The sequence below is a fragment of the Streptomyces sp. NPDC001502 genome, assembly GCF_042894785.1.
In the GTDB taxonomy this organism is placed as follows: Bacteria; Actinomycetota; Actinomycetes; order Streptomycetales; family Streptomycetaceae; genus Streptomyces; species Streptomyces kutzneri.
Genome location: NZ_JBIAVW010000019.1, coordinates 87,476 through 109,388 on the forward strand (window position 1 = coordinate 87,476; position 21,913 = coordinate 109,388).

General features: G+C 69.9%; 21 protein-coding genes and 1 pseudogene. 7 read left to right on the plus strand and 15 right to left on the minus strand.

Translation table 11 applies throughout. The features are described from left to right. Nucleotides 1-140: 140 nt before the first annotated feature. Nucleotides 141-548: a hypothetical protein gene (locus tag ACFY0D_RS28935; RefSeq protein ID WP_390800957.1), complete on the minus strand. Its 408-nt coding sequence runs from the start codon at nucleotides 546-548 to the stop codon at nucleotides 141-143. A gap of 345 nt (nucleotides 549-893) precedes the next feature. Here ACFY0D_RS28935 and ACFY0D_RS28940 point away from each other — a divergent pair, with 345 nt between their 5' ends. Continuing rightward, the gene (locus tag ACFY0D_RS28940; RefSeq protein WP_390800958.1) at nucleotides 894-1,793 is read left to right on the plus strand and encodes a hypothetical protein; all 900 of its coding nucleotides are present in this window, start codon (nucleotides 894-896) and stop codon (nucleotides 1,791-1,793) included. 322 nt (nucleotides 1,794-2,115) lie between these two features. Here the strand turns inward: ACFY0D_RS28940 and ACFY0D_RS28945 are convergent, their stop codons facing one another. The 4 genes from ACFY0D_RS28945 to fdxA all read right to left on the minus strand — a co-directional run bounded on the left by ACFY0D_RS28945 (nucleotide 2,116) and on the right by fdxA (nucleotide 6,431). Continuing rightward, complete coding sequence (locus tag ACFY0D_RS28945; protein ID WP_390800959.1) at nucleotides 2,116-2,556, minus strand: GNAT family N-acetyltransferase; 441 nt, start codon at nucleotides 2,554-2,556, stop codon at nucleotides 2,116-2,118. 149 nt (nucleotides 2,557-2,705) lie between these two features. Continuing rightward, entirely contained in the window at nucleotides 2,706-4,331 is a 1,626-nt protein-coding gene (locus ACFY0D_RS28950) for an ISL3 family transposase (RefSeq protein ID WP_390800960.1), read from the minus strand. Between the two features lie 558 nt (nucleotides 4,332-4,889). Next, entirely contained in the window at nucleotides 4,890-5,348 is a 459-nt protein-coding gene (locus ACFY0D_RS28955) for an RpiB/LacA/LacB family sugar-phosphate isomerase (RefSeq protein WP_390800961.1), read from the minus strand. Between the two features lie 759 nt (nucleotides 5,349-6,107). Further along, nucleotides 6,108-6,431, minus strand: coding sequence for a ferredoxin (gene fdxA, locus ACFY0D_RS28960; protein WP_390801031.1), 324 nt, complete (start codon nucleotides 6,429-6,431; stop codon nucleotides 6,108-6,110). Nucleotides 6,432-6,532: 101 nt separating this feature from the next. On the opposite strand from fdxA, the gene soxR reads away from it, so the two are divergent. Beyond that, on the plus strand, nucleotides 6,533-6,997 hold the full coding sequence (soxR, locus tag ACFY0D_RS28965) for a redox-sensitive transcriptional activator SoxR (protein WP_390800962.1): 465 nt from the start codon (nucleotides 6,533-6,535) through the stop codon (nucleotides 6,995-6,997). A 394-nt stretch (nucleotides 6,998-7,391) separates the two neighbouring features. Here soxR and ACFY0D_RS28970 read toward each other — a convergent pair whose 3' ends face one another. The 3 genes and pseudogenes from ACFY0D_RS28970 to ACFY0D_RS28980 form a co-directional block, all read right to left on the minus strand. Next, nucleotides 7,392-7,859 (minus strand): hypothetical protein, encoded by a 468-nt coding sequence (locus tag ACFY0D_RS28970; protein WP_390801034.1) that lies wholly within the window; start codon nucleotides 7,857-7,859, stop codon nucleotides 7,392-7,394. Nucleotides 7,860-8,500: 641 nt separating this feature from the next. Further along, nucleotides 8,501-9,383: pseudogene (locus ACFY0D_RS28975) on the minus strand (transposase); the annotation flags it as partial. Between the two features lie 133 nt (nucleotides 9,384-9,516). Then, on the minus strand, nucleotides 9,517-10,716 hold the full coding sequence (locus ACFY0D_RS28980) for a hypothetical protein (RefSeq protein ID WP_390800963.1): 1,200 nt from the start codon (nucleotides 10,714-10,716) through the stop codon (nucleotides 9,517-9,519). A 299-nt stretch (nucleotides 10,717-11,015) separates the two neighbouring features. Here ACFY0D_RS28980 and ACFY0D_RS28985 point away from each other — a divergent pair, with 299 nt between their 5' ends. Further along, nucleotides 11,016-11,540, plus strand: a complete 525-nt coding sequence (locus ACFY0D_RS28985; RefSeq protein WP_390800964.1) for a hypothetical protein — start codon at nucleotides 11,016-11,018, stop codon at nucleotides 11,538-11,540. 439 nt (nucleotides 11,541-11,979) lie between these two features. On the opposite strand, the gene ACFY0D_RS28990 is transcribed toward ACFY0D_RS28985, so the two are convergent. Next, nucleotides 11,980-12,219, minus strand: a complete 240-nt coding sequence (locus ACFY0D_RS28990; RefSeq protein ID WP_390800965.1) for a hypothetical protein — start codon at nucleotides 12,217-12,219, stop codon at nucleotides 11,980-11,982. Between the two features lie 328 nt (nucleotides 12,220-12,547). Here ACFY0D_RS28990 and ACFY0D_RS28995 point away from each other — a divergent pair, with 328 nt between their 5' ends. Beyond that, complete coding sequence (locus ACFY0D_RS28995) at nucleotides 12,548-13,237, plus strand: hypothetical protein (RefSeq protein ID WP_390800966.1); 690 nt, start codon at nucleotides 12,548-12,550, stop codon at nucleotides 13,235-13,237. 7 nt (nucleotides 13,238-13,244) lie between these two features. Here ACFY0D_RS28995 and ACFY0D_RS29000 read toward each other — a convergent pair whose 3' ends face one another. Both ACFY0D_RS29000 and ACFY0D_RS29005 read right to left on the minus strand, forming a co-directional pair. After that, a complete protein-coding gene (locus ACFY0D_RS29000) occupies nucleotides 13,245-14,564 on the minus strand; it encodes a flavin monoamine oxidase family protein (RefSeq protein WP_390800967.1) in 1,320 nt (439 codons plus the stop codon). Nucleotides 14,565-14,724: 160 nt separating this feature from the next. Continuing rightward, nucleotides 14,725-15,063: a cupin domain-containing protein gene (locus tag ACFY0D_RS29005; RefSeq protein WP_390800968.1), complete on the minus strand. Its 339-nt coding sequence runs from the start codon at nucleotides 15,061-15,063 to the stop codon at nucleotides 14,725-14,727. A gap of 310 nt (nucleotides 15,064-15,373) precedes the next feature. On the opposite strand from ACFY0D_RS29005, the gene ACFY0D_RS29010 reads away from it, so the two are divergent. After that, nucleotides 15,374-16,087, plus strand: a complete 714-nt coding sequence (locus tag ACFY0D_RS29010; RefSeq protein ID WP_390800969.1) for an alpha/beta fold hydrolase — start codon at nucleotides 15,374-15,376, stop codon at nucleotides 16,085-16,087. A gap of 51 nt (nucleotides 16,088-16,138) precedes the next feature. On the opposite strand, the gene ACFY0D_RS29015 is transcribed toward ACFY0D_RS29010, so the two are convergent. After that, nucleotides 16,139-17,015 (minus strand): IS5 family transposase gene (locus tag ACFY0D_RS29015; RefSeq protein WP_390800970.1). Its coding sequence is split into 2 segments (ribosomal slippage): nucleotides 16,139-16,372 and nucleotides 16,374-17,015, totalling 876 coding nucleotides; the frame shifts between segments, so codons are not numbered across the junction. A 621-nt stretch (nucleotides 17,016-17,636) separates the two neighbouring features. On the opposite strand from ACFY0D_RS29015, the gene ACFY0D_RS29020 reads away from it, so the two are divergent. Beyond that, nucleotides 17,637-17,759, plus strand: a complete 123-nt coding sequence (locus ACFY0D_RS29020) for a hypothetical protein (RefSeq protein ID WP_390800971.1) — start codon at nucleotides 17,637-17,639, stop codon at nucleotides 17,757-17,759. A gap of 67 nt (nucleotides 17,760-17,826) precedes the next feature. On the opposite strand, the gene ACFY0D_RS29025 is transcribed toward ACFY0D_RS29020, so the two are convergent. The 3 genes from ACFY0D_RS29025 to ACFY0D_RS29035 form a co-directional block, all read right to left on the minus strand. After that, nucleotides 17,827-18,639, minus strand: coding sequence for an alpha/beta fold hydrolase (locus tag ACFY0D_RS29025; protein WP_390800972.1), 813 nt, complete (start codon nucleotides 18,637-18,639; stop codon nucleotides 17,827-17,829). Between the two features lie 310 nt (nucleotides 18,640-18,949). Continuing rightward, the gene (locus ACFY0D_RS29030) at nucleotides 18,950-19,855 is read right to left on the minus strand and encodes an NADP-dependent oxidoreductase (RefSeq protein ID WP_390800973.1); all 906 of its coding nucleotides are present in this window, start codon (nucleotides 19,853-19,855) and stop codon (nucleotides 18,950-18,952) included. Nucleotides 19,856-19,895: 40 nt separating this feature from the next. Then, complete coding sequence (locus ACFY0D_RS29035) at nucleotides 19,896-20,972, minus strand: alkene reductase (RefSeq protein ID WP_390800974.1); 1,077 nt, start codon at nucleotides 20,970-20,972, stop codon at nucleotides 19,896-19,898. A 241-nt stretch (nucleotides 20,973-21,213) separates the two neighbouring features. Between ACFY0D_RS29035 and ACFY0D_RS29040 the strand changes: the two genes are divergently transcribed. Beyond that, on the plus strand, nucleotides 21,214-21,756 hold the full coding sequence (locus ACFY0D_RS29040; protein WP_390800975.1) for a MarR family winged helix-turn-helix transcriptional regulator: 543 nt from the start codon (nucleotides 21,214-21,216) through the stop codon (nucleotides 21,754-21,756). Nucleotides 21,757-21,913: the final 157 nt, after the last annotated feature.

Consider the following 21,913-nt stretch of genomic DNA (forward strand, 5'->3'; position numbering starts at 1 on the left):
GGGACCTGGCGCCGGTCCGACCCCGGACGGCCCATCCGGGGCGGGGCCGACAGCGGCTCGATCACTTCCCAGGCCTGATCGGTCAGTTCATGACGTCGCGCCACGAACGGAGTAACGGCCGACCGGCCGGCGGACACCCCCTAGCCGTTGTACGTCTTGAAGCTGATGACGGCGTCCGCTTCACCCCGCCATGTGACCGAGACCTCCACGGTGTCGATCCGTCCGGCCGAGGGCGGCACGAAGGAGAAGGTCTGGGGGGCGGATTCCCCGCTCAGGACGGGGGGTCCATCCCGGCGGGACGGCAGGCCGGTGAGCCAGTCGCGGACATCGGCGCGAGGCATGTGGAACGTTCCGCTCCAGGCGGTTGCGAAGATGCTGCTCTCGATTTCCGTGCAGGCCTCCTCGTCCAGGCGTGCCGGAGGCTTCCAGCCGATGCTCTTCAGGGCCTTCGCACATGCGGCCGGACGTCTTTCGATCTCCTCGGGCTGTCCGAGCACATAAAGCACCCACAGCGGCAATCCGATCGCCGCGACAGCGGTCAGGGCCATCAGGAACTTCCGCCATCGCGGCCACGGCGGGGCCGGTGGCGGCGGCCGCCAGGGTTGCAGCTTCGGCGCCCCGACGTAATTGCTGAAGTCCACCACGTCCGTCTACCCCATGATCGATTTGAATGCGTTCAAGTTGAATGTGTTCAAGATTCTTGCACAGGTGACGGCCAAACAGATGATCAAGGAGGTGACCAACTCGTCCTGGCGGGACCTGCCCGACGAGCCCCGGCCCCTTCCGGACCGCCCACGAACGGCTGATCAGGTACGCGGTAGAACGATCGAGGCGATCGCCTGGCTGCTCGGGGCGGGGGCCGAGTGCATTCCGCCCAGGCGCGACGGACAACCGTGTCGCCGCCGTCCACGAACACCCCGGAGACCGTCGTCTCCGACCCGCCTGACCTGCCACCACCACGACCAGGACTCGCAGATGACCGACACCGCACCACCGCGGCCGCCGAGCGCGCGGGCAGGTGGAAGGCCGACCACGGCCGCCTGGACGGCTGCGACTCGCACCACGACGACCCGCACGACACCCCGGCCGCCCGGCCGCCCGACCGCCCGGCCGAAGTCGAGGCCATGGTGCGCGACCACGTCGCCGGGCACGACCTGGTCGACGTCCTCGCCTCCTTCACCGCCGCACGGGACGCCGATCCGACTCCGCCGCCAGCAGGCCGCCCAGCGCGGCGAGGCCCCCCGCACCGTCGACGGCAAGCTCCAGACCCCGCGTCCATCGAGCTCCGCGACTTCGCCGCGTCTCCGAAGTCACCGCCGCCGCAGAAGAAGCCGGTGGAGCCGCGGCGGCCGCAGCCGGCGACCGAGCCGAAATCGCTCACCGGGATGCCGCCCCGGCTGGTCGTCACCAGCCGGCGGACGAGGGTGCCGGCCTTCCGCGCGGACCAGTGGGCGGCCAAGAAGGCCGCCGGACAAGCCGCGCTCGCCATCGCCGAATGGAACTACCCGCAGCCGGACGAGCACGACTTCCTCAAGACAGTCCACGGCCTGGTCGACACGGCCGTGGCAGGCGGCGGGAAACGCGTCAGCGTCCACCTCGCCGACCAGGACGCCAAGATCCTCATCATGGTCCTCAGCCACCAGACCAACGACCAGGAAAGTGCAGGGCAAGTGCCGACGGATGTGGCGCTGCTGCGCGCCGTCGATGCCTGCGGCACGCACACCGACCACGACGGCCACACCTGGTGGGCACTCCTCGACGCCCGACCCCGACCGAAGAAGCACCTGGCGTAGGAGAGAGCGGCGGTCAGGGCAGGCATGCCGAAGCAACCGTCCCGCCCGGCATCGCCGGTGGCCAAGCCCCGGCACAGCTCCGCCACCGTCCTCTCCGCCCAGGCCCAGCGACCGCGAACGGCGGGAGCCGCCCGGCCGGTGCCTGGCAAGCCTTCGAGCGGTCCGAACGGGCCGGGACAGCCACCAGGGTGTCGGCGTACGCCTGAGCGTGGCTCTGGCAAGATTTTCGTAGTCGGAGATCATCCCGGTGCAGCGGTCGGTCGGTGGGTGCGGCTCATTCGAGGAGCTGTTGCGCAGGCGGTGAGGGCGCGGTCTGTCCCGGTCAGGAGAGCCGCAAGTCGATCCAGGGGATGGTGTCTCCAGGCAGCAGGTATCGCTCCGTCTCGACGAAGCCTTGCTTGAGCGCGAACCGCAGTCCGTCCTCGTTGGAGGACAGGACGACGGTCTCGATCACCTCGGCCCCCAGTTGACGGGCCCGGTTGAGCCCGCGCGCATAGAGTTCCTCTCCGAACCCCCGCCTGCGGTGAGCGGCGAGCACGCGGGCGATGACTGTGGCCGCCGGTGTTTCGTCCGTCGGCGGGCGCACCGTGCTGCAGCCCACGAGATCGTCATCGACATACGCGATCTCCAGGTGGTGGCGCCCGGCACGTTCCCGTACCTCGTCCAGAGAGAGGGAGTGGGTAGGAATGATCACGTTGTGGGCGTACTGCCAGTCTTTGAGCGTGGCGTCGCCGTCCGGCTGCTGGATGCGAAGATCAGACATTGCAGCAGGACACCCGAGGACACCTCGGACGTCAACTCTGTTGGGCGTGTCTATGTCTTCAGGTAAGTCCCTGATCAAGCCGTGAGGTCGTAGCCATGCTGCTCGGGGTTTCGGCGTACTGGTGGGTGTGGCTCTGCCGTAGCCGGAGATCATTCCGGGGTGAGGGTTGGCTGGTCCGCGTAGTGGCGGCGTAGGTGGGCGACCAGTACGACTCGCTGGCGGAGGAGTGGAACGCCGGCGCGGCCTGCCATGATGCGTTTCTGGAGCTTCACGTCGGTGATGCGGCCCTCGTTGACTCCGGAGTTGTAGGGGCTGGTGATCCCCTGGGCGACCGCGTGCCGGTCTTCGCGCAGGGCGGTGGCGATGCCGGCGAGGGGCGGAAGTCCGCTGTTGGCGAGGTGATCGAGCCAGGTCGGCAGCGATGTGGCGTCGCCGGTATCGAGCATGGTGGCGAACTGACGGACCAGTTCGTGGGTGCGGTGAAGTTCCGGGCAGTGGTTGAGCAGCCGCCGCAGACGCTCCGTCGTCTGCAGGCCGTGCCGGAGTGGATTGGTGATGATCCAGCGTGCGGCTTCGCGTGGAGAGGGCGGTCGTTCGCGGGGCTCGTCCAGGGGCAGGCCGCGTCGCAGCGGCGCAAGGGCCGTTTTCACGCGCTGGTAGTGGCCCAGGTAGCCCTTGCCAACGAGTTCTTGGTGGAGGATTTTGGCGCTGTGCTCGCCCTCGTCCCAGCGTTGCTGCAGGTAGTCGAGATAGGGATCCAAGGTTGACGGGCGGCGCGGAGGGCGGCGCATCATCTCGTGCCAGCTGCGGGCTCTGGCGTATTTACGGACGGTGCGGCGGTCCAGCCCGAGTTCGCGGGCCGTGGCACTGTAGGGGCGGCCGGCATCGGTCGGCACGTGCACGGCCTCGAAAAGCCGTTGGGAGGGCCGGCTGGCGGGCGTGTCCTGTCCAGGTTCTGTTGTCGTCGAAGGAGGCTCGGGTCCGGCCGTTTCGGGGGCAGGGAGAGCGGCGGGCAGGCAGCCGCCGGTGGGCGGCGGCGACTTCCTGAACGCGGACAGGCCCTGCCACAGGTGAAAGCGGTCGCTGACCTGAACGGCGTCGGGGGCGCCGTCGGCTATGCCCTGCCGGCAGGTGAGGGAGCCGTCACGGCAGGCGATCTCGACTCCGGGATGCGCGCGGAGCCATCGGCTGAGCTGTTCGGCGTCCCGGCCCTCCCAGAGCGTGAGCGGGAGGCGGGTGGTGGCATCAACCAGGAGGGTGCCGTAGGTGTCGCCGTAGAGCGCGAAGTCGTCCGCTCCCAGCACCTGGGGTGTGACCAGCGGCGGCAGCGGCACCCGCATCAGCTGGGCGAGCACGGTGCACCGCGAGAGGCTGACGTTCAGGACCCGCAGCATCCGGGCCCCGCCCCGGCCCGCCAGCAGAACACCGACCGACTCGACCAGGTGGTGCAGCAGCGGCGTTCGTCGTTGGTAGCGGACGGTCAGCCCAGGCACCTGTTCGGCGAAGGTCACCTTCGGGCAGAACGGGTTCTCGCAGTACAAACGGCGCACGGACAAGTCAATCCGGACCGGCCGGCCGCCGAGCGCCGCATCGGCGAGGTGCCGGACATAGCGGCTGTGGGTCCAGGCGCTCAGGACACCGCACCCGCTGCATCCCGCTGGGACACGGGAGTGGGTACGAGCCTCAATCACCACGCCAGGACCGGAAGTAACAGCCGAGAACACCAGTAACCCAGCCAAGTGCGGTAACAGCTTTGACAGTTCAACAGAACACACTCAAAGGCTGCCCACCCCGCAAACCGGCCGACTGCCCGCATCAGGATGATGCTACGAAAATCTTGCCAGAGCCGCTTTTCTCAGTACGCCGACACCAGGGAGGAGGGCTGGCGCCTCATCGCCGTCACCGTCTTCGGGCATGACGACGCCGCGGGTGGCCCCCTTCAGACCGCCTGCCGGACGCCGCAGTGCGGGCCGTCGCCCGGCCGGGGCGACGGCCCGTGCTCGCCTACCGGTCAGCGGCTGGCTGCCGCATGGTCCAGCTACAGGTGGCTCAGATCAAGCAGGCTCCGGAGTGTGATGCCTGGCCTGCACCGTCAGCCTCAAAGACAGGTAGTTGACGGCCCACCGCCTGGCTTTGTTCACGAGAACGCCGGCAGCAGAGGTTCAGGACTTTGGGTTCTGACTCACTTTCCGTGGTGCGGTCACGCCGAGTATCCGGTGGGGGCTAGGAGCCCTGGACGGCTGCGGCTGGCCGACTGCACTCCCCCGAGGGGGCATGAGCGGCCTCGACCGCGGTGCCGGGAGCAACCGTCCCACCCGCCGGCGTCACTGCCTTCATTCAGGTGTGGTTCTCGTGTTGTTGAGCCGATTGACGCGCGCTACGTTCTCTCGGTCCTCGGCGTCCGCGCTCGCCTCGGCGGCGAACCAGGCGTCGAGGATCTCCTTGAGGAGCGGTTCCGAGGTCAGGCGCAGGCTGAGCGCGAGCACATTGGCGTCATTCCAGCGACGCGCACCGTCCGCCGTGTAGGCGTCCGTGCACAGGGCTGCGCGTACGCCGGGAACTTTGTTCGCTGCGATCGACGCGCCCGTACCGGTCCAGCAGCACACGACCGCCTGGTCGGCGTTCCCGGCGGCGACCTCGCGGGCCGCCTCCTCCGAGCAGGCTGCCCACTGCGGATCATCGCCGGGGCTGAGCGCCCCGTACGTCACCACGTCGTGTCCGCGGTCGCGCAATTGCCCGAGGAGTGCGCGAGCCACGGGTTCGTCCATGTCCGAGGAAACGGCGATCCGCATGCCCCGAGACTAACCAGCCGTGGGAGGGAAGGTCGCCGCAAGTCGAGGAATGAGCACCTCGGCGTTGCGGCGGTTGACAGGCCGGCGCGGAGCCCGGGCCGTGGCCGCTGAGACGCGCGCCACCCGTCTGGAGCGAGCGTGCGTTCTAACAGCAGTTCGGGAGCCACCCTGGCCGTCGGCGCCGAGCCGTTGTTCATGACGTCCGACGGCACCGCCCAGCGCCGGGACGTAGCACCGACAGTCTGGGCGTCCTTGGGAGCCGGGTCGCCGGGGACAAACGCGCTGGCTACGGAGCCAGATGACCGGTGGCGTGGCTCCGACGCCATGTCGCGGCCCGCTGAGGCGTACTGCCTCCGGTTCTCGTGAACATCTGCCTCCCGCCTCGGCCGGCGCCTCCCGAAGCCGTGACGGAACGGGCCTCACAACCCGTGAACAAAGCCACCCCAACCACAGGACTCAGCCCAGCGCATCTCCGTCGAGAACACGGCCCCTCAAGGAACGCCTACGCCAGCTGGCCCAGGACAGCGGACCCTCGGAGACCGCCTCCAAGCCGCCCGCTCCAACACACGCTTCCTAGATCGGCGAATCTCTCAGCTCGAAGCCCAGGTTCTGGAACGTGACCAGCCTGAAGCGGCAGCCACGTCACCCGATGGACTGCCGGGGCAGTTCTGGCCAGCGCCACTTCGGCCGAGCTGTTCAAGGAAGCCTCGCCATCTTCGAACGTGACGGTCGGAGGGGCTGAGGTGACGGCTCTCGGGCTCAATCGGCTTCCTGAGGCGGCAGCGCCGCCACTATCGGATGGTCCCTGCCGATCGGACCGAGCTTGGCGCTGCTGCGGGGGGAGCCGAGGTCGGAGAAGAACTCGGCGTTCACGGTATTGAAGTGCTGCCATTCCTGCGGGGTGTCGTCCTCGAAGAGGATCGCTTCAACCGGGCACACCGGCTCACATGCGCCGCAGTCGATGCACTCGTCCGGGTGGATGTAGAACATCCGCTCACCCTCATAGATGCAGTCGACAGGGCACTCATCGATGCATGCCTTGTCCTTGACATCCACACAGGGCAAAGCGATCACAAACGTCATCGAACTGCCATCCTCTCCCGATCGTTCCTGCTTGCCGTTCTGGCGCAACGCAGCCGACCGTAGGGCCTCAAGTAGACTTGAGGTCAAGAGGAGGCCCCTGTATGACGAGCGACCGTTCCGGCGCCGAACGGGCTACGCCGGACGACTGGCTGAGCATCGGTGAGGTGAGCGCGCGGACCGGAGCGGCGGTCTCTGCACTGCGGTTCTACGAAGAGCTCGGCCTGATCGCATCCGAACGCGACGATCGCAACCAGCGCCGCTACCCGCGGCACATGCTGCGCCGGATCGCGTTGATCTCGGTGGCGAAACGGATCGGCATCCCGCTGCAGGACCTCCGGGAGGCGTTCGCCGATGTGCCGCTCGACCGTCCGCCGAGTCACCAGGAGTGGCAGCTCGCCTCGCGTGGCTGGAAGCGTCGACTGGAGGAGCGCCGGCAGACCATCGAGCGGCTGGAGGCCGAGCTCACCGGATGCATCGGCTGTGGATGCCTCTCGATGAAGGCCTGCGCTCTGCTGAACCCGGGCGACGCGCTCGCCGAGGACGGAGTCGGGCCCCGAAGGCTGTGAGGGACGGCGCACGGTTTCGGCGCTTGAGAGTGAAGCCTCGCCATCTTCAAAGCGCGAGACCTGCGCGGCGCGCCCCCTGATACTGCCCGGCCGGCTCTCCTGCATCGCTGTGGCCGTGCCCGCCACCGAACGGCGGCGACTCAACCAGGCCACTGCGGCCATCAGAAACCGCTCGACTGCCATGGCACTGTCCCTCAGGTTCGCTCTCGACCCCAGCATCCGATTCCCGCACCACGCTCACCAGCCCGACACCGGCCCCGCATACTCGGCATGACCCCAGGCCGGCCGGCCCCCCAGTACACAGGCCCCGCAGCAAGGACCCGCCGTGCCCGCGGACCGGAATCCGCTCCGGCGAAACCGAAAGCCGACAGGGCCGATGTCGTGACGCGCGGTGTCACCTGTCCTGCGCGGCCAGGAGCATGAACAGGGCCTTGGAGTAGGTCGTCCCGAGCCCGGTGGCCACCGCTTCGGCAGACAAGCCGTCGTCACACAGCACTCCGGCGGCCTCCCGCCCGACCCGGGCCGCTACCCGCTCCAGCACACCCGCGGCGCGCAGCGCGGCCAACGGCGCGCCCGCGGCTGCGGCGTTCAGCTGCTCGGCCATCTCCACCAGGAGCGCGGCCAAGGGCTCGGGCAGCGGCACGGCCGCCTCCCGGACCACGGACAGGTGCGCCGTCCAGTCGGCGAGCGGTGCCGAAAGGTCGATGTCCGCTTCGTACAGGGGCCGGTCGCCGACCGTCGCCCAGTCCAGGGGGTACTCGGCGGCGCCGCGCCATCCGCACGCGCACACCGCCCGCAAGACCTCCGCACGCGGGCGGCGGTACCGGCCGTCGTACGCCGACCAGTGCCTGGTCGACGGCACCTCCGGACCACTCCCCACATCGAAATACACCGGACCCGGCTCAACACCACCGACCAGCACACCGACCGCACCCGCGTGCGCGTCCCCGAAATCCACCGTCCACCAGTCCCACTCCACCAGCCACACCGCCCTCTCCCACATCCCCGCCGACAGACCAGCCGGATCACGCCACCGACTCTGCCCCGCCCACGAACCCGCCCACACCCCCACGACTCCAACAACCGGTGCAGTTGGGCTGGTACGCGACGGCGCCAGACAAGGAGTGGACTGCCGCCCCGCCCGCACCTCCCGCTCACCAGGAGTACGAGGACACCGCAGCTCGCCCGGCCGCCCGGTCGCATCGCACGGCTTCCGCACGGCCCAGGGCGGGAGCGCTGCCGACTGTCGCGCTCATCGCCGATCTCCTCGGCTCCCGCCTCGTCGTGAACTGAGACGCCGGCCCGCGAGCTCGCCGACGCGGCACGGAAACGGTGGCGGCCCGGAGGACGGGACATGTGGGCCAACGGCCCGTCCGGCACCGTTCGGCGCCGGGGGACGGCCACTGCCCAAGGAGCGGAAAGGGCCCCGACCGGCCCGGGGGGGTGGGCCTGGTCGGGGCCGCGCCCCGACCGACGGGGGGGTGCCGGGCGAGCGGTCAAGTCGTGGGGGCGGGAAGGGTGGTCGCCTCGCCGGTCCCAGGACTGCGCGGTCGCCGTCCCGTACCGGTCGGTGTTGGTGACGGTCACCGCGGTGACCTCGCCCCAGGTATCAGGCCGGCCGAAGACGAACTCGCCGCCGTGCTCGGGCGGGCGCCCGCCCTGAGTCGGGCAGATCCACGGCGCCGGAACGGGCTTGCGTATGACCCGGTCCGAACGGAGGCGACCCAGCACCTCGACAGGCAGGTCGGCGAGGAGGTGGGCAATGCGGGGTGCGTCGTAACCTGCGTCGAGCACGACCCGGACATCCTGGTCACGCTCGCGCCACTGGCCGGCTGGCATGAGGCGTTCGACGGCGTCGCGGACCTGATCGGCGGTGACTGCGGCCACGTCAGCGCCGGGCTCCAGCCGGATCGCATCCAGCAGGGCCGTCCATGAGGTCCGGCCCGTCTCCAGAGCGGCGACGATTGAGTAGGGCCAGCCGGGGACCATCTGGTTGCTTGCCCAGGCCGCGGCCGAAGGTGCGGCAGAAGGGCCGGTCTGAGCTGGTGTCTGCGTCCGGCCGAAGCCACGGGGAGACGTCCACGGCCAACACCAGGCGACCGTCGCTCGCCCGGGGTAGCGGCATGCCCGCCAGAGCGCGACGGAGGCGGGCGGCGTCGATCCGGCCCTGGTCGATCCCGGCGTACAAGGCGCCGTGCCCACGTCGGTGTTCCGGCGCGAGCGTCAGCTCCACGAGCGTGCGGACCGGTCCGTCGGTGCACAGCAGCGCGTCACACAAGTCGAACAGTGCATCCGCCCGCGACGTCAGGCACGCGTACAGCCCAGACCGGAACTCCGACAACTTCGTCAACGCGTCTCGTTGGACGCTGTGCTCGACCAGTCCCACGATCCCGGCCTCCGTGCTGATCACCTGAGCGCAGGATCGAGGCCCGGCCTCTCGCACCTCCGGTGAACTGGGGAAACGGCGGACACCCGGCGCGCCGGCCGGACGGGCAAGCGGGCGATCGCCGGCCGAGGGCTCACCAGTAGGCGCGGTGGTCCCAGGGCCGGAAGTCCGCGAACTCGACAGGGTCGTCGTCCTCGTCCAGGGCGGCGAACCCATGCGTCACCAGCGTGCCGCGTTGCCAGGCGAGGAGAGTGTCGGTCAGGCCGCCTCCGAGTGGCGGTCCCTGGTGCGCGTGGCGGGGCCAGACGATCAGCGGCCAGGTGTCGGGATCCCCGCCCTCGGTGAGCCAGCCGAGGTAGTCGCCGTCGATGGAGTTGGCGAAGGGGAGGAAGCCGCCGGGATCGGGCCAGATGGCCAGCGGGTACCAGGTGTCGTCGCCCTCCTTGAGCTGACGGTAGGCGTCCGCTGTGTCCTCGACGTGCGTGAGGAAACGCCGCTCGCCGGTCCGGAGCGGGGTGTGGAAACGCAGCCACCCGCTCCAGATGCCGGCGCCGTACCCGTCCATCAGCCGCACGTACTCCCCGGGCAGCCGTGTGCCCAGCTCGGCGAACAGCCCCTCCCAGGAGCCGTTGCCGAGGTACGGCCGCTCGGGTGGCGGCGACAGCAGCCGCAGTGCGTCCAGCCCGGTGCCGGTCTCCAGCGCGATTCGGCACTCGGCCTCGTTGAGCCGAGGCGGGACCGGCGCGGGCGGGGTCCACGCCTCGGCGTCGGGAAGGAAGGCGGTCCGCGCGACGGTACCCGGCAGCGGGCCCAGCAGCGGGCCGGGAGGAGAAGGGAGCTCCCAGGTGTCGCGGACGGTGTGCCGCAGATAGTCGGTGAGCGTCAGGTCGTACCGGTGCCACCGGAGCAGGCCACTGCCCGGCACCGCCCCCGAGTGCCGTACCACCACGGTCCACTTGTCGGGATCGACGGAGGCCGAGGTGTCCCAGAACAGTACGTCGCTGCCCCGCGTGCAGCCCCAGGCCAACAGGCCGCCGGGCTCGGGGTGGAACACGGGCCGCTCGGCCTCGGGCAGCTCCCGCGCCTCGATCCGCGCCTGCCGGTGCGTCGCACGCAGCCACTCGCCGTAGTCGAAGCGGTCCCGCTGGACGCACGGCACGTGGATCCACACGTACGCACCGAAGTCCAGCGGCCCGTACCGGTCGGCGAGCCGCTTGTAGTCAGCCGGCAGCCGCAGTCCGAGCCAGCCCTCGACGGCCGCCCAGTCGATGGGTACAGGGGAGAGCGAGCGCTCGACGGAAGGGGTGGCAAACGTGCTTATGTCCGATGTCAATTGACGTCCTTCCAGCGTGCGCCATGTGCTCGGCCGATTCTCCCGTCTCCGCGTGCCAGGCGGAAATCGGGCGGCGGCGGGTATGCCCGCGCGGGTCGGACTGGCGCGCCTGGAGGACGAGATCGCCCGCAGGGTGGCGAACTGGACGCGGAGTCGACCGAGGTGGCCGAGGTGGCCGAGGAAGCACAGCACGTGCTGAACGCCCTGCCCTGCTCGTGTTGTCGTACTCGCATGCGAGGGTTGCTCACGCCCATGCCCCATGCCCATGTAGTCACTCGGGAGAACAGGTGGAAGCCGCCTTGGAGAGGCTGAAGGAACTGCTCGGCGAGCCGACCTGCTGGGGCTGGGCGCGGCCGCGCCTGTGGGAGGCCGCTGAGGAGCATCTTGGTGTGCGCCTGCCTGTCGACTACAAGGCGTTCCTCGACCTGTACGGTCCTGGCGCCTTCGACGGATTCCTCTGGATGGACCGCCCCGTGGACGGCGCGGCGGACGAGCTGGAACGGCTGTGGCCCCGTTCAGGGAGCAAGTGCGACCTGCACCTGGCCGATCCCCGCCGCTACCCGTTCCCCTTCCACCCTCAACCGGGCGGCCTGATCGAGTGGGGCGGACAAGAAGATGGCACCGTCTACTACTTCCTGCCCGAGGAACCCGACCCGGCCGACTGGCGTGTAGTGATCGAGACGGAAGACGGCGACTGGCACGAGGCTCCCGGCCCCGTCACCGAGTTCCTGCTCGGCCTCGCCGAAGGACCCCACCGTCGCGCCTTTCTGAGCCGCTACCGCCCCGGCCCCGACATCCGCTACCGCCAAACCCCCGCCGTGTGAGCGATGAGAGTCCAGGGCGTCATCGATGTCCCCCACCAGCTGCGTTCCTCCCTCTGAGCCCCGCGTCCCGGGCGCAGCACCGGGACGGGGTTGCCCTGGCCCGGTCTGGGACCCGGCCGCTGGGCTGGCCGCCGCCGTGTGCAGGACGGCCTTCCCGTCGTCCGTCGTGCTGGCAGTCCGCCCGACCACGGAGAGCCGTGCGGCCGCGCGATGGGACAAGTCGGTACAGCGGATCCCGCCGCCGGGATGCCACTCCAACACCGGCCCTACCCCGTCACCATGCTCCGCGCTCTCACTGGCCGCCGAGGAAGCCAGGACTGTTCGACTTCCGTCATGAGGAGGCGGAGGGTCAGGGAGTGCTTCTCCGGCGGGAGTACGTCCAGCGCGGCGCGGGCGTGGGCGGCGGTGCCGGCAGCGGTGTCGCGGGTGCGGGCCAGCATCAGCCCTCGGTGCATCTCCCGGTGGGTCGCGAACCGGGCAGGGTCGCGGGGAGCTCCGCTGCCGCTGCGCCCTGTGCCGCGACGGCCGTGGTCTCGTCGCCGGTTGTGGTGGTCAGCTGCTCGGCCGTCCCGGCCAGGAGCGCGGCCAGCCGTTCGGGAAGCGGCACGGCCGCATCCCGGACGGCGGACAGGTGCGCGGTCCGGTCCGCGTACTCGACGTACTCCACACCGCTGCCCACGAACCGGCCAAACCGACCGCGGGCGGGCCGGTGGTCACCCGGGCATCGCTGCAGACCGACCTGGCCACCGCTGCGGCACGTAGTGCACGCCTGGCCACTCGCGTCCAGCAACTCGAAGAACGCCTATCGAGAGCACTCGGCGAAGAAGTCTGGAGGACCTCCGGCCTCGGTGCACCCGCTGACGTTGCCGAGCTGAACAGCCGCCTCACCCAGATCGAGCAACGAAACGTCGAGCTGACCCGCGCTCTCAACCAACGAGGCTGACGGTTGGCGGGGCTTACCAGTGGGTCTGCCCTGCGGGCGGGGCTTGGCACGGTAGGAGTGGGTGATGACCGCTTCGGGTTCAGCTCGTGAGGTGCCGTCGTCGACTGGGTGGGAGCCCCGCCTGTACTGGCGCTGGATCGCGTACAACTCGATCGCGTTCGTCATCGTCCTGAGTGTGGGTGTCGCGCTGGCACTGCTGGGCAGTGACGTGCTGCACCTGAGACTTGCCAGCCGCCACGTGCTGGTGGCTCTGGTGATCGCGACTCTGGGAGCCGTGCTGTTCGGGGGTGTCCTCGGCACGCTGCAGTGGCTGGTCGTGCGGGAGCGGGTGGCCATTCCCCGCAAGGCGTGGGTGACCGCCAACATCGGCCCGGCGTTGCTGGCCTGGCTGCTGGTGATCATGCCGGCAGTCATCGGCGCCCAGAACTCGGACCAGGACGTGTCGATGGCCTATCTCCTGGCGGCCAGCCAGAGCCTGGCGCTGGGTCCCCTGCTCGGCCTGTCGCAGTCGCTGGTACTGCGCAGGGTCACCAGACGCTGGAGGTGGTGGATCGGCGCCAACCTGGCCTCATGGCTCATCGTCGACGTCGCCCTGCTCCTTTTGTCGCGGCTCTCCGGCGACCTCGACGTCCTTCGGGGCGACGGATCAGTGGCCGAGGTTTACCTCTCCCTCATCGCCACCACGCCGCTCACCGGCCGGGCCCTGCTGTGGGTGCTCGCTCCCTCCGCCCTGACCGTCGCCAAGGACGCGTAGCCGGTGATCAGCCGGTCAGGGAGTCGTCGATGTCGCGGGCCGCGCGGTATCCGCTCTCGATGGCCCCGTCGATGAAGGACCGCCAGGCGGCCGCCGAGTCGGCGCCCGCGAAGAACAGCCGCCCCTCGGTCGTGCGCAGGTCCGGGAGGACGCGTGCCAGCTGTCCGGGGCGGTAGATGCACCAGGTGCCCAGCGCCAGTGGGTCGTTGGCCCAGTCCCATCCGACGATGGATTCGACCTCGGCGCCCGGCAGCAGCGGCTGCAGCGCCTCCTGCATGCCGGCGGTGTCGTCGAAGGCGGTCATGGGAAGGCGGCTCGGGTTGGCGGAGAACACGATCAGCCAGGAGCCTTGCGGGCTGCGGGCGTAGGTCACCGCCCAGTTGACCGCCTGCTCCTCGGGGGCCAGCACGCTGACGTTGCCGATGTCGCCCTTCACCTTCACGAACGTCTTCCTGCCGGCGCCCGCGTGCCGTTCCTGCGAGGCGGTCCGCTTGACCTGGGACAGGGGCGGCTCGAACTCCAAGCTGTTCAGCACGTTCATGGGCAGAGCGATCAAGGCGGTCGAAGCGTCGACGCTCTCGCCGCCTTCGACCTCGACGCGCACCCCGTCGCCGGTCTGCGAGACCCGCCGCACGGTCGCACCGAGGCGGATCTCGGCGAGCCCCGCCTGCCCCGCGATGGCCTCGATCAGCGCGCGGGTGCCCCTCACGAGCTTCGTCGCCGACAACGCGGCCATGGCCTGGCCCGCGTTCCAGCCCGACAGGGCGTGGGTCCGGAAGAACTCGGTCGCGGCGGCCTGATCGAGCGGGCCGAAGGCGAGCAGGCAGCACATGGCCTCCACCCAGTCCCGCTGCTCTGGCTTGACGTGCAGGGTTTCGAGGTGTTGGCGCAGCGACCGGTCACCGAGGCCTTCGGGGTCCGGGCCCCACGTGGGTGCGTACGGCTCGGGGAACAGGGCCATGGACGGCGTGCAGAACTCGTCCAGCGTCTCCACCGCCCGGGCGACGTCGTCGTCGGACAGGTCCACGAGGTGGCCGCTCGACACGATCGCCTGCCGCAGCCCCTCCACCACCGGGAACGTCTCGGTCTCGATGCCGTAGCGGTTGATCTCGGCCCAGACGTTCGGCTGCAACGGGTGGACCCAGGTCCCGCCGAACTCCATCGGATGCCCGTCGTGCTCCTTGGTGTAGGTCCGCCCGCCCAGCCGGTCCCGGGCCTCCAGCAACACGGCACGGCGTCCGCGCATCGACAGCTCACGCGCGGCCGTCACCCCGGCGAAACCGCCACCGACGATCACCGCATCCACTTGAGAATCTGACGTCGCCACGATCTGCTCCCTTGCGGTCGACCGGCCTGGCTCGCGAGCCACGGTCCGGGAACGGGCGGCAGCCGATCGCGCGCCACGCTCTGCCTGGAATTCGTGTCTTCTCGATTGATCTCCTGTGGGTACGCCGACACCTGTGTCACGCTGCGTAAAGTGCCGGTTCTCAGGCCACGACGAAGAACTTCATGAACGGCGACCGGGTTCTCCAGGTGGCCGTGAATCCGGCCGGGAAGGAGTAGATACCCCCGGCAACGATCTCGATCTTCTTACCGTCAGGGGTCTCCAGCTCGGCCTCACCCTCGATCACATGGAACGTGTCGGTGGCCGCGGGCTTGTAGGGGAACTCCGCACCCTCCACGGGGCCGATCCTCCACAGCCCTGAGACCTGGCCCTCCTCCGCCTGGACGAGCCAATGAATCTCCCCCGTCTCCCGGCCGTCCTCGAAGTAGGGTTCCCACGACTGGGCCGTTACCGATGAGCTCGAATAGCCCGCAGCGTTCATGGCGTTTCCCTCCGCAGGGAGGTCCGGCCGGAAAATCCGGCCCGCTGGCGGCGACGGCGTGGGGCGGCCATCGTCCGATACCACCGCCGGCATCGGACCGTGCTCCCCCACACTCACGAGGCATCGGCCGCATCATCCGTGGCGAATGAATCGCAGATGCTGAATGAGCCCTCTGGCCGTTGTTCACGACCTCACATACCCACGGTAGCCGGATTGCGAGGTTTCCGACCTGCCACACCCGACTAGAGCTAGGGCCTGTATCGAAAATGTTTTCTAGGAGATCGTCAGGCTGCCCGGCTACGGTGCGGGCATGGTGAATTTCGTGCTGGTTGCAGGTGCACGGCTCGGGGCGTGGGCGTGGGGCGAAGTGGTGCCGTATCTGCGTGCGGCTGGCCACGGCGTCTATCCGTTGACGCTGTCCGGTCTTGCTGACAAGCGGGGTGTACCGGCGGGGCAAGCGACTCACGTCCAGGACATCGTTGCCGAGGTAGAACGCCAGGGTCTGCGTGACATAGTCCTGGTGGGTCACAGCTACTCGGGCATCCCGGTCGGTCAGGCTGCGGAGCGGATCGGTGACCGACTGGCCCGCGTGGTATTCGTCGACTCAAGTGTTCCAACTGACGGCGAGTCGTTTGTCGCTGCCTGGCCGGACGGCGGGGCGGCAGTGGAGTCATCGATCGCCGAGAACGGAGGGTTTTGGCCGCTCGCGCCAGCTGCTCACTACGATGGCGAAGGTCTCACCGATGAGCAGATCGCACGCCTCGTGCGTGGCTCGACGCCTCACCCAGGTGCCACGCTGACCGAGCCCGCTGTGCTGGCGGGGCCGCTCGGTGAACTTCCGGCGACATACATCCTGTGCGTGATGCCGGGGGCCGAGCCCGATGACGCCGAGCCCGACGATGATGTGGCCGAGCTGCTGAACAGCAAGCGCTGGCGGCTGGCCAAGATGGACACCGGTCATTGGCCGATGTTCTCCCAGCCGCGCGAGCTGGCGCAGATTCTCCTCAATGCTGCCGTGGAGTGAGAGCACCTCCACGCCTGCGGGCTCGTTTTGAACGCGCTTGATGTGTGCTGGTCACAGCCATTCGCCGATGGCCGCTATGAGGACGGTCGCCTCATAGCGGACCGCTAGCTTGTCGTATCGCGTGGCGACGGCGCGGTACCTCTTGAGGCGGTTGATCCCACACTCGACCGCGTGGCGCTCACGGTAGTCGACTGGGTCGAACTTCGGCGGCCGGCCGCCGCGAGAGCCGCGCTGCTTGCGGTGGCGCGCCTGGTCGACCTTGTCCGGGATGGTGCAGCGGATCCCCCCGGCGACGCAGGTAAGCGCGGTTCTTGCGGGAGGCGTACGCCTTATCAGCACGCACCCGATCGGGACGGACGCGCGGCCGGCCCGGCCCGATGCGGGGCACGCGGACCTTCCTCAGCACGGGTTCGAACTGCGGCGAGTCGCCGCGCTGCCCGGCTGTTACCACGATCGACATGGGCTTCTGGCCCTGCTCGACGGCCAGGTGCACCTTGGTGGTGAACCCGCCGCGCGAGCGTCCCAGTCCATGATCTCGGGGCTCGGTGAAGACACCACCCGGCGGTTCCCTCTGAAGGTCACCCTGCTTCCGGGCTCCAGCCGCGTGCTGATGGGCGCGGCACACCGTGGAATCGACGCTCAGATCCCACGCGATCGCACCCTTCGCATCGGCCAGGGACTGGAGCCGGCTGAAGATCCGGTGCCAGGTGCCGTTTCGCTGCCATCGGCGGAACAAGTCGTAGATCCGGCCCCACGGCCCGTACTCGACGGGCACGTCCCGCCACGGAACGCCCGTTCGGACCCGGAACCGCATGCCGTCGATCAACTGCCGCCGGGACCAGACAGGCGGCCGCCTCGCCTTCGTCCCCTTCGGCAACAACGGCTCCAACACTGCCCACTGTTCATCAGTGAGATCACCCCGCTCCATGAACGGAGATCATTCATGGAGAAAGATCCACTTTCGATACAGGCCCTAGGGCCGGCTGTCGGTCGCGTCCAGTACGTCCCAGGTCAGCCCCGGGCACAGCGCTAGGGTCGGACGCTCGCCGACAGGGACCCGCTGTCAACCCGCCCGTAATCCCACATGCGCTGCTGTCGCCCGATCCAGCGATGGCCCACACCTGTTGCACCCGGTACCGTGATCCGCACCTGCGCTGAGCTGCGCAAACTCGCTTCATGGTGCCAGCGCCACACATTCAGCCCCAGAGAACCCGCTCTGCACGCCGTGCCCGCAGGCCCGGCAGGAGCAGTTCACCCGCCCCTGACCGTGGCCGAACCCCCGCCACCACCTGCACCGATCACTCTGCTCCTGCCCGATGGGCAGGAGATCGGGCGCGTACGGCTCTACGAGCGCCGGCAGCTCGACATCGGCCTGTGGATGTATCGCATAGGCGTTCCCCCCTTGGCGGACGGCGGTTGGAGGCGGCGCCGGGCCGGCCGAGTACAGCACGTGGGTCACCGCCGCCCGGCTGCGCCCGATCCCCGGCGTGAACCTGGACGCCGTGCCCCAGCGCCCCCGGAGCGGCACCGCGCGCAGCCGCTGGGCACCATGCAGGTACTCGACGCACTCGCGCGCCCCGTCACGACGGCGTGCACCGTGTGCGACGCGGCCGAGGCACTGCTGCCGATCCCCGCCCACGGCCAGGACGACGTGCCCGCCCCCGGCGACTGATCACCACGGGGCAGTACCTGCTTCTGATCCTCAAAGAGCCAGGTCAGACGTCGGCATCGAAGCCTGCTCAGGCGCTGTGCCGGGCGAGGAAGGTGGTGATGAGCTTCTGCCATTCCTCGGGGCGTTCCACCATGGGCAGGTGGCCGGTGTGGATCTCCACGAGCCGGGCGCCGGGGATGGTGTCGGCGAGTTGGTGGTGCAGGCGGGTGGAGGTGAACCGGTCCTGGGTGGTGGAGATGACCAGGGTGGGTGCCTTGATGTGCGGCAGGTCGTCGCGGACGTCGGCCCGGGGGGCCAGCTCGGCGTGCTCGGGGGTGCCGTCTGCGACGCTGGCGGCGGTGAACCCGATCGCCTGCCGGAGCTGCTCGGCCGGCATTGCCTCCAGCGCGTCGGCGCCCAGGGCCATCATCGTCAGGTACTCGGCCAGCACTTCGCGGTCGCCCGACTCGGCCAGCTTGCGCCAGATCGGCAGGGCGAGAGCGAGGTGGTTGTCCCGGTAGGGGAAGGTCGCGGTCAGCACGAGGGCGGTGACGCGCTCGGGGTGGCGGGCTGCCGCGCGGATGGCGACGGGGCCGCCGAGGGAGTAGCCGGACAGTGCGAAGGTGTCCAGGCCTTCGGTGACGGCTGCGGCGACGAGCTGGTCTGCCAGGTCGTCCAGCAGCAGCGGAGTGGTGGAGCGGGGGGTGTCCCCGCTGCCGGGGTAGTCGACGCCGACGACGGTGTGGTGGGCGGCCAGGCCCTCCAGGATCGGTCCGTAGGTGCCGGCCACGCTGCTGCCGGCGCCGTGGGCGAGCGCGAGACCGGGGCCGGAGCCGGAGCCGGAGCCGGAGCCGAGAACGGTGCGGGCGAAGGTGGCCTCGGGCAGGGTGCGTGCGGACATGGGTATTCCAATCTGCGGGTGTGGGGACCAGGTCGTTCGGTGCTCGGGCCGCCGGCGGATCGTCTCCGGTGTCAGGGGCAGGGCCCGGCCGTCGGGGTTGAGCGTGTGGGTGGCGGGTCCGGGCGGGAGCTGGTCGTGGGTCAGGTCCGGCATCGGGCGGTCTGCGCTGCCGGTCGCGGTCGGCGTGCGGAGTGATGCTGATGCGGCCTGCGGCAGTGCGTCATTCGGCGAGGCGAAGCCCGGCGATGACCGACCGCGGCCCCGGGGCCGCCTCGCCCGCGCAAGCAGCACGAGGCAGCGGCATGGGAGGTCAGGGCAGCAGGACGGCCTTGCCCCGGTTGCGGCGGGCTTCCAGGTCGGTGTGCGCGGTGGCGGCTTCCTCAAGCGGATAGGTACGCCAGATGGGCAGGGTGAGCATGCCGTCGGCAGCCAGTTCGACCAGCTGCGGAAGACCTTCCTCGGCCTGGTCGGTGCTGCCGGCGCTGAAGCGCACGCCGTGCTGCGCGGCGGACATGTCGGCGATGGTGATGACGTGTGCGCTGTCGCCGGTCAGGGCGACGGAGTCGGCGAGGACACCCGCGCCGGAGGCGTCGAGGACGAAGTCGACCCCCTGGGGCGCCGCGGTCCTCACCCGCCGCACCCAGCCGTCGCCGTAGCGGACGGCGGTGGCTCCGAGCGCGGTGACCCGCTCGATGTCGTGCTCGCCGACCGTTGTGATGACGGTGATGCCGCGGGCGACGGCCAGCTGCGCCGCGATGACGCCCACGCTGCCGCCGGCACCGTGGACGAGCAGGGTCTGCCCCTTGCGCACGCCCAGCTGGGCGAGGACACGGAACGCGGTCCGGCCTACGGTCACCAGCGATGCGGCGACCTCCCAGGACAGCGCTGCGGGCTTGGCGACCGGCCGCTCCAGCAGCGCGTACTCGCTGTAGCTGCCGCCCGCGGTGGCGCCGAGGACCTCGTCGCCCACGGCCGCGCCGGCTCCCTCGCCGACCGCGTCGACGACACCGGCCGCGTCCAGTCCGGGGACCACGGGGAAGCGCGCCGGGATGGCCCCGGCCATCAGGCCGGAGCGGATCTTCATGTCGAGTGGGTTCACGGAGGCGGCCCGCACCCGGATCCGGACCTGGCCGGGGCCGGGCTCCGGCGCGGTGACCTCCGACAGCCGCAGCACCTCGGGCGTGCCGTACTCGGAGAAGGCTATTGCTTTGGACATCAGGAACTCCCGGTTAGGGGCCCCGTCGGGGGGCCGCCGGTCAAGCGGTGAGGGTGGGGTAGTCGGTGTAGCCGCGGTGGTCGCCTCCGTAGAAGGTGGCCTGGTCCGGGGTGTTGAACGGGCCGCCTGCGGCGAGACGCCGGGGCAGGTCGGGGTTGGCGAGGAACAGCGCCCCGTAGGCCACCATGTCCGCGCTCCCGTCCTCGATCCGCTTGAGCGCGTCGGAGCCGGTGACGTCGGGGTGGGTGAACGGGTTGAGGACGAACGTGCCGGGCCATTCCTTGCGCAGCTGCGGGGTCAGCTCGGGGTCGGGGCCCTCCATCAGGTGCAGGTAGGCAAGATCAGGATCCAGACCTGTGAGCCGGTCCAGCAGGGCCCCGTAGATCTCGCCCGGGTTGTCCTCGACGACGTCGTTGTAGCGGTTTCCGGGCGAGATCCGCAGACCGACCCGCCGGCTGCCGATCGCCTCGGCCACCGCCGTGACGACCTCGACGGCGAAGCGGATCCGGCCCTCGGCGGAGCCGCCCCAGGCGTCGGTGCGGCGGTTGGTGTTGTCCGCGAGGAACTGGTGGATCAGGTAGCCGTTGGCGCCGTGGATCTCCACACCGTCGAATCCGGCCTCGACGGCGTGGTGCGCCGCGGACGCGAAGTCGGCGATGGTCTGCCGGATCTCCGCCTCGCTCAGCTCCTTCGGCGTGACGAAGTCCTGCGGCCCCTGGCGGGTGTAGACCCGTCCCTGGGCGGCGACCGCCGAGGGCGCCACCGGCGTCAGGCCGCCGGGCAGCAGGCTGGGGTGGCCGATCCGCCCGGTGTGCATCAGCTGCGCGAAGATCACCCCTCCCTCACGGTGCACGGCGTCGGTCACTGTCCGCCAGGCCCGCACCTGGCCCGGTGTGTGCAGGCCGGGGGTGTCGGGGTAGCCCTGGCCGACGGGCGAGGGCTGGATGCCCTCGGTGACGATCAGCCCGGCGCCGGCCCGCTGCGCGTAGTAGGTCGCCATCAGCTCCGTCGGCTCCGCGTCCGGGCCGTGGGCGCGGCTGCGTGTCATCGGCGCCATCACGACTCGGTTCGCGAGGCGTGTGCCGCCCAGGACGATCGGATCGAAAGCAGTGGTCATGGTCGCTCCCTCGGGATGGGTGGCGCTCTGCGGGCCGGGCGCACCGTGGCCCGCGCCAGCCGTTTACTGTCCGGACAAGTAAATTACCTGTCTGAACAGTAAACCTGCTTCACGCGGCCTGGCAAGTGAGGCGTGCAGCACCCTCGACCTGTCCATATGTGTCACTCGACGGGGAGAACCGCCTACTGATGGACCTGGAGAAGGTAGAGTTCTCCTGTCTAAACAGGAGAGTGGGGAAGAGATGGCCGAGTCCACATCCGAGGCCGGGCAGGATTCCGGAGCGGCGGAGCGGAAAGCCACCGTGCCGGTCCCCGGTGCGGCCGCCGGCGGACCGATCAGTCATGCGATCTTCCGGCTGGCCCGGCTGCACCGCATGTTCGCGGGACAGCTACTGCGCCGCATCGGCCTGCACCCGGGCCAGGAGCTGGTCATGATGCACCTGTGGGAACTCGGTCCCCAGCGTCAGATCGACCTGGTGCGCCTGATGGACTCCGACGCCGCCACGATGACCCGCACGGTCCGCCGCCTCGAACAGGCCGGTTTCGTCCGCCGCCGCCCCTCGCCCACCGACAAGCGCGCCTCGCTCATCGAACCCACAGCGGCCAGCCACGCCCTGCGCCGGGAGGTGGAGCGGGTCTGGAGCCAACTCGAGGACATCTCGGCAACCGGCCTCTCGGACGACGAGCGCGCCGACGCCCTCGCCACCCTGGAACGCCTGGAGCAGAACCTCGTGCGCGCCGACGCCCAGCCCACGGAGCCGGGCACGGAACACCAGAAGCCGTGAGGCACAGCCTGATCGGTACGCGGGCCCCGGACGGGCACGCGGTGCAGAACGCCGGCAGCCGCCCTGCCGGCAGCCGGATCACCCGGCAGGAGCCGACTGGCGCTCGCCGACAGCGGTTCGAGCTGACCGACGCGGTCCTTTCCGACGGCACATACGC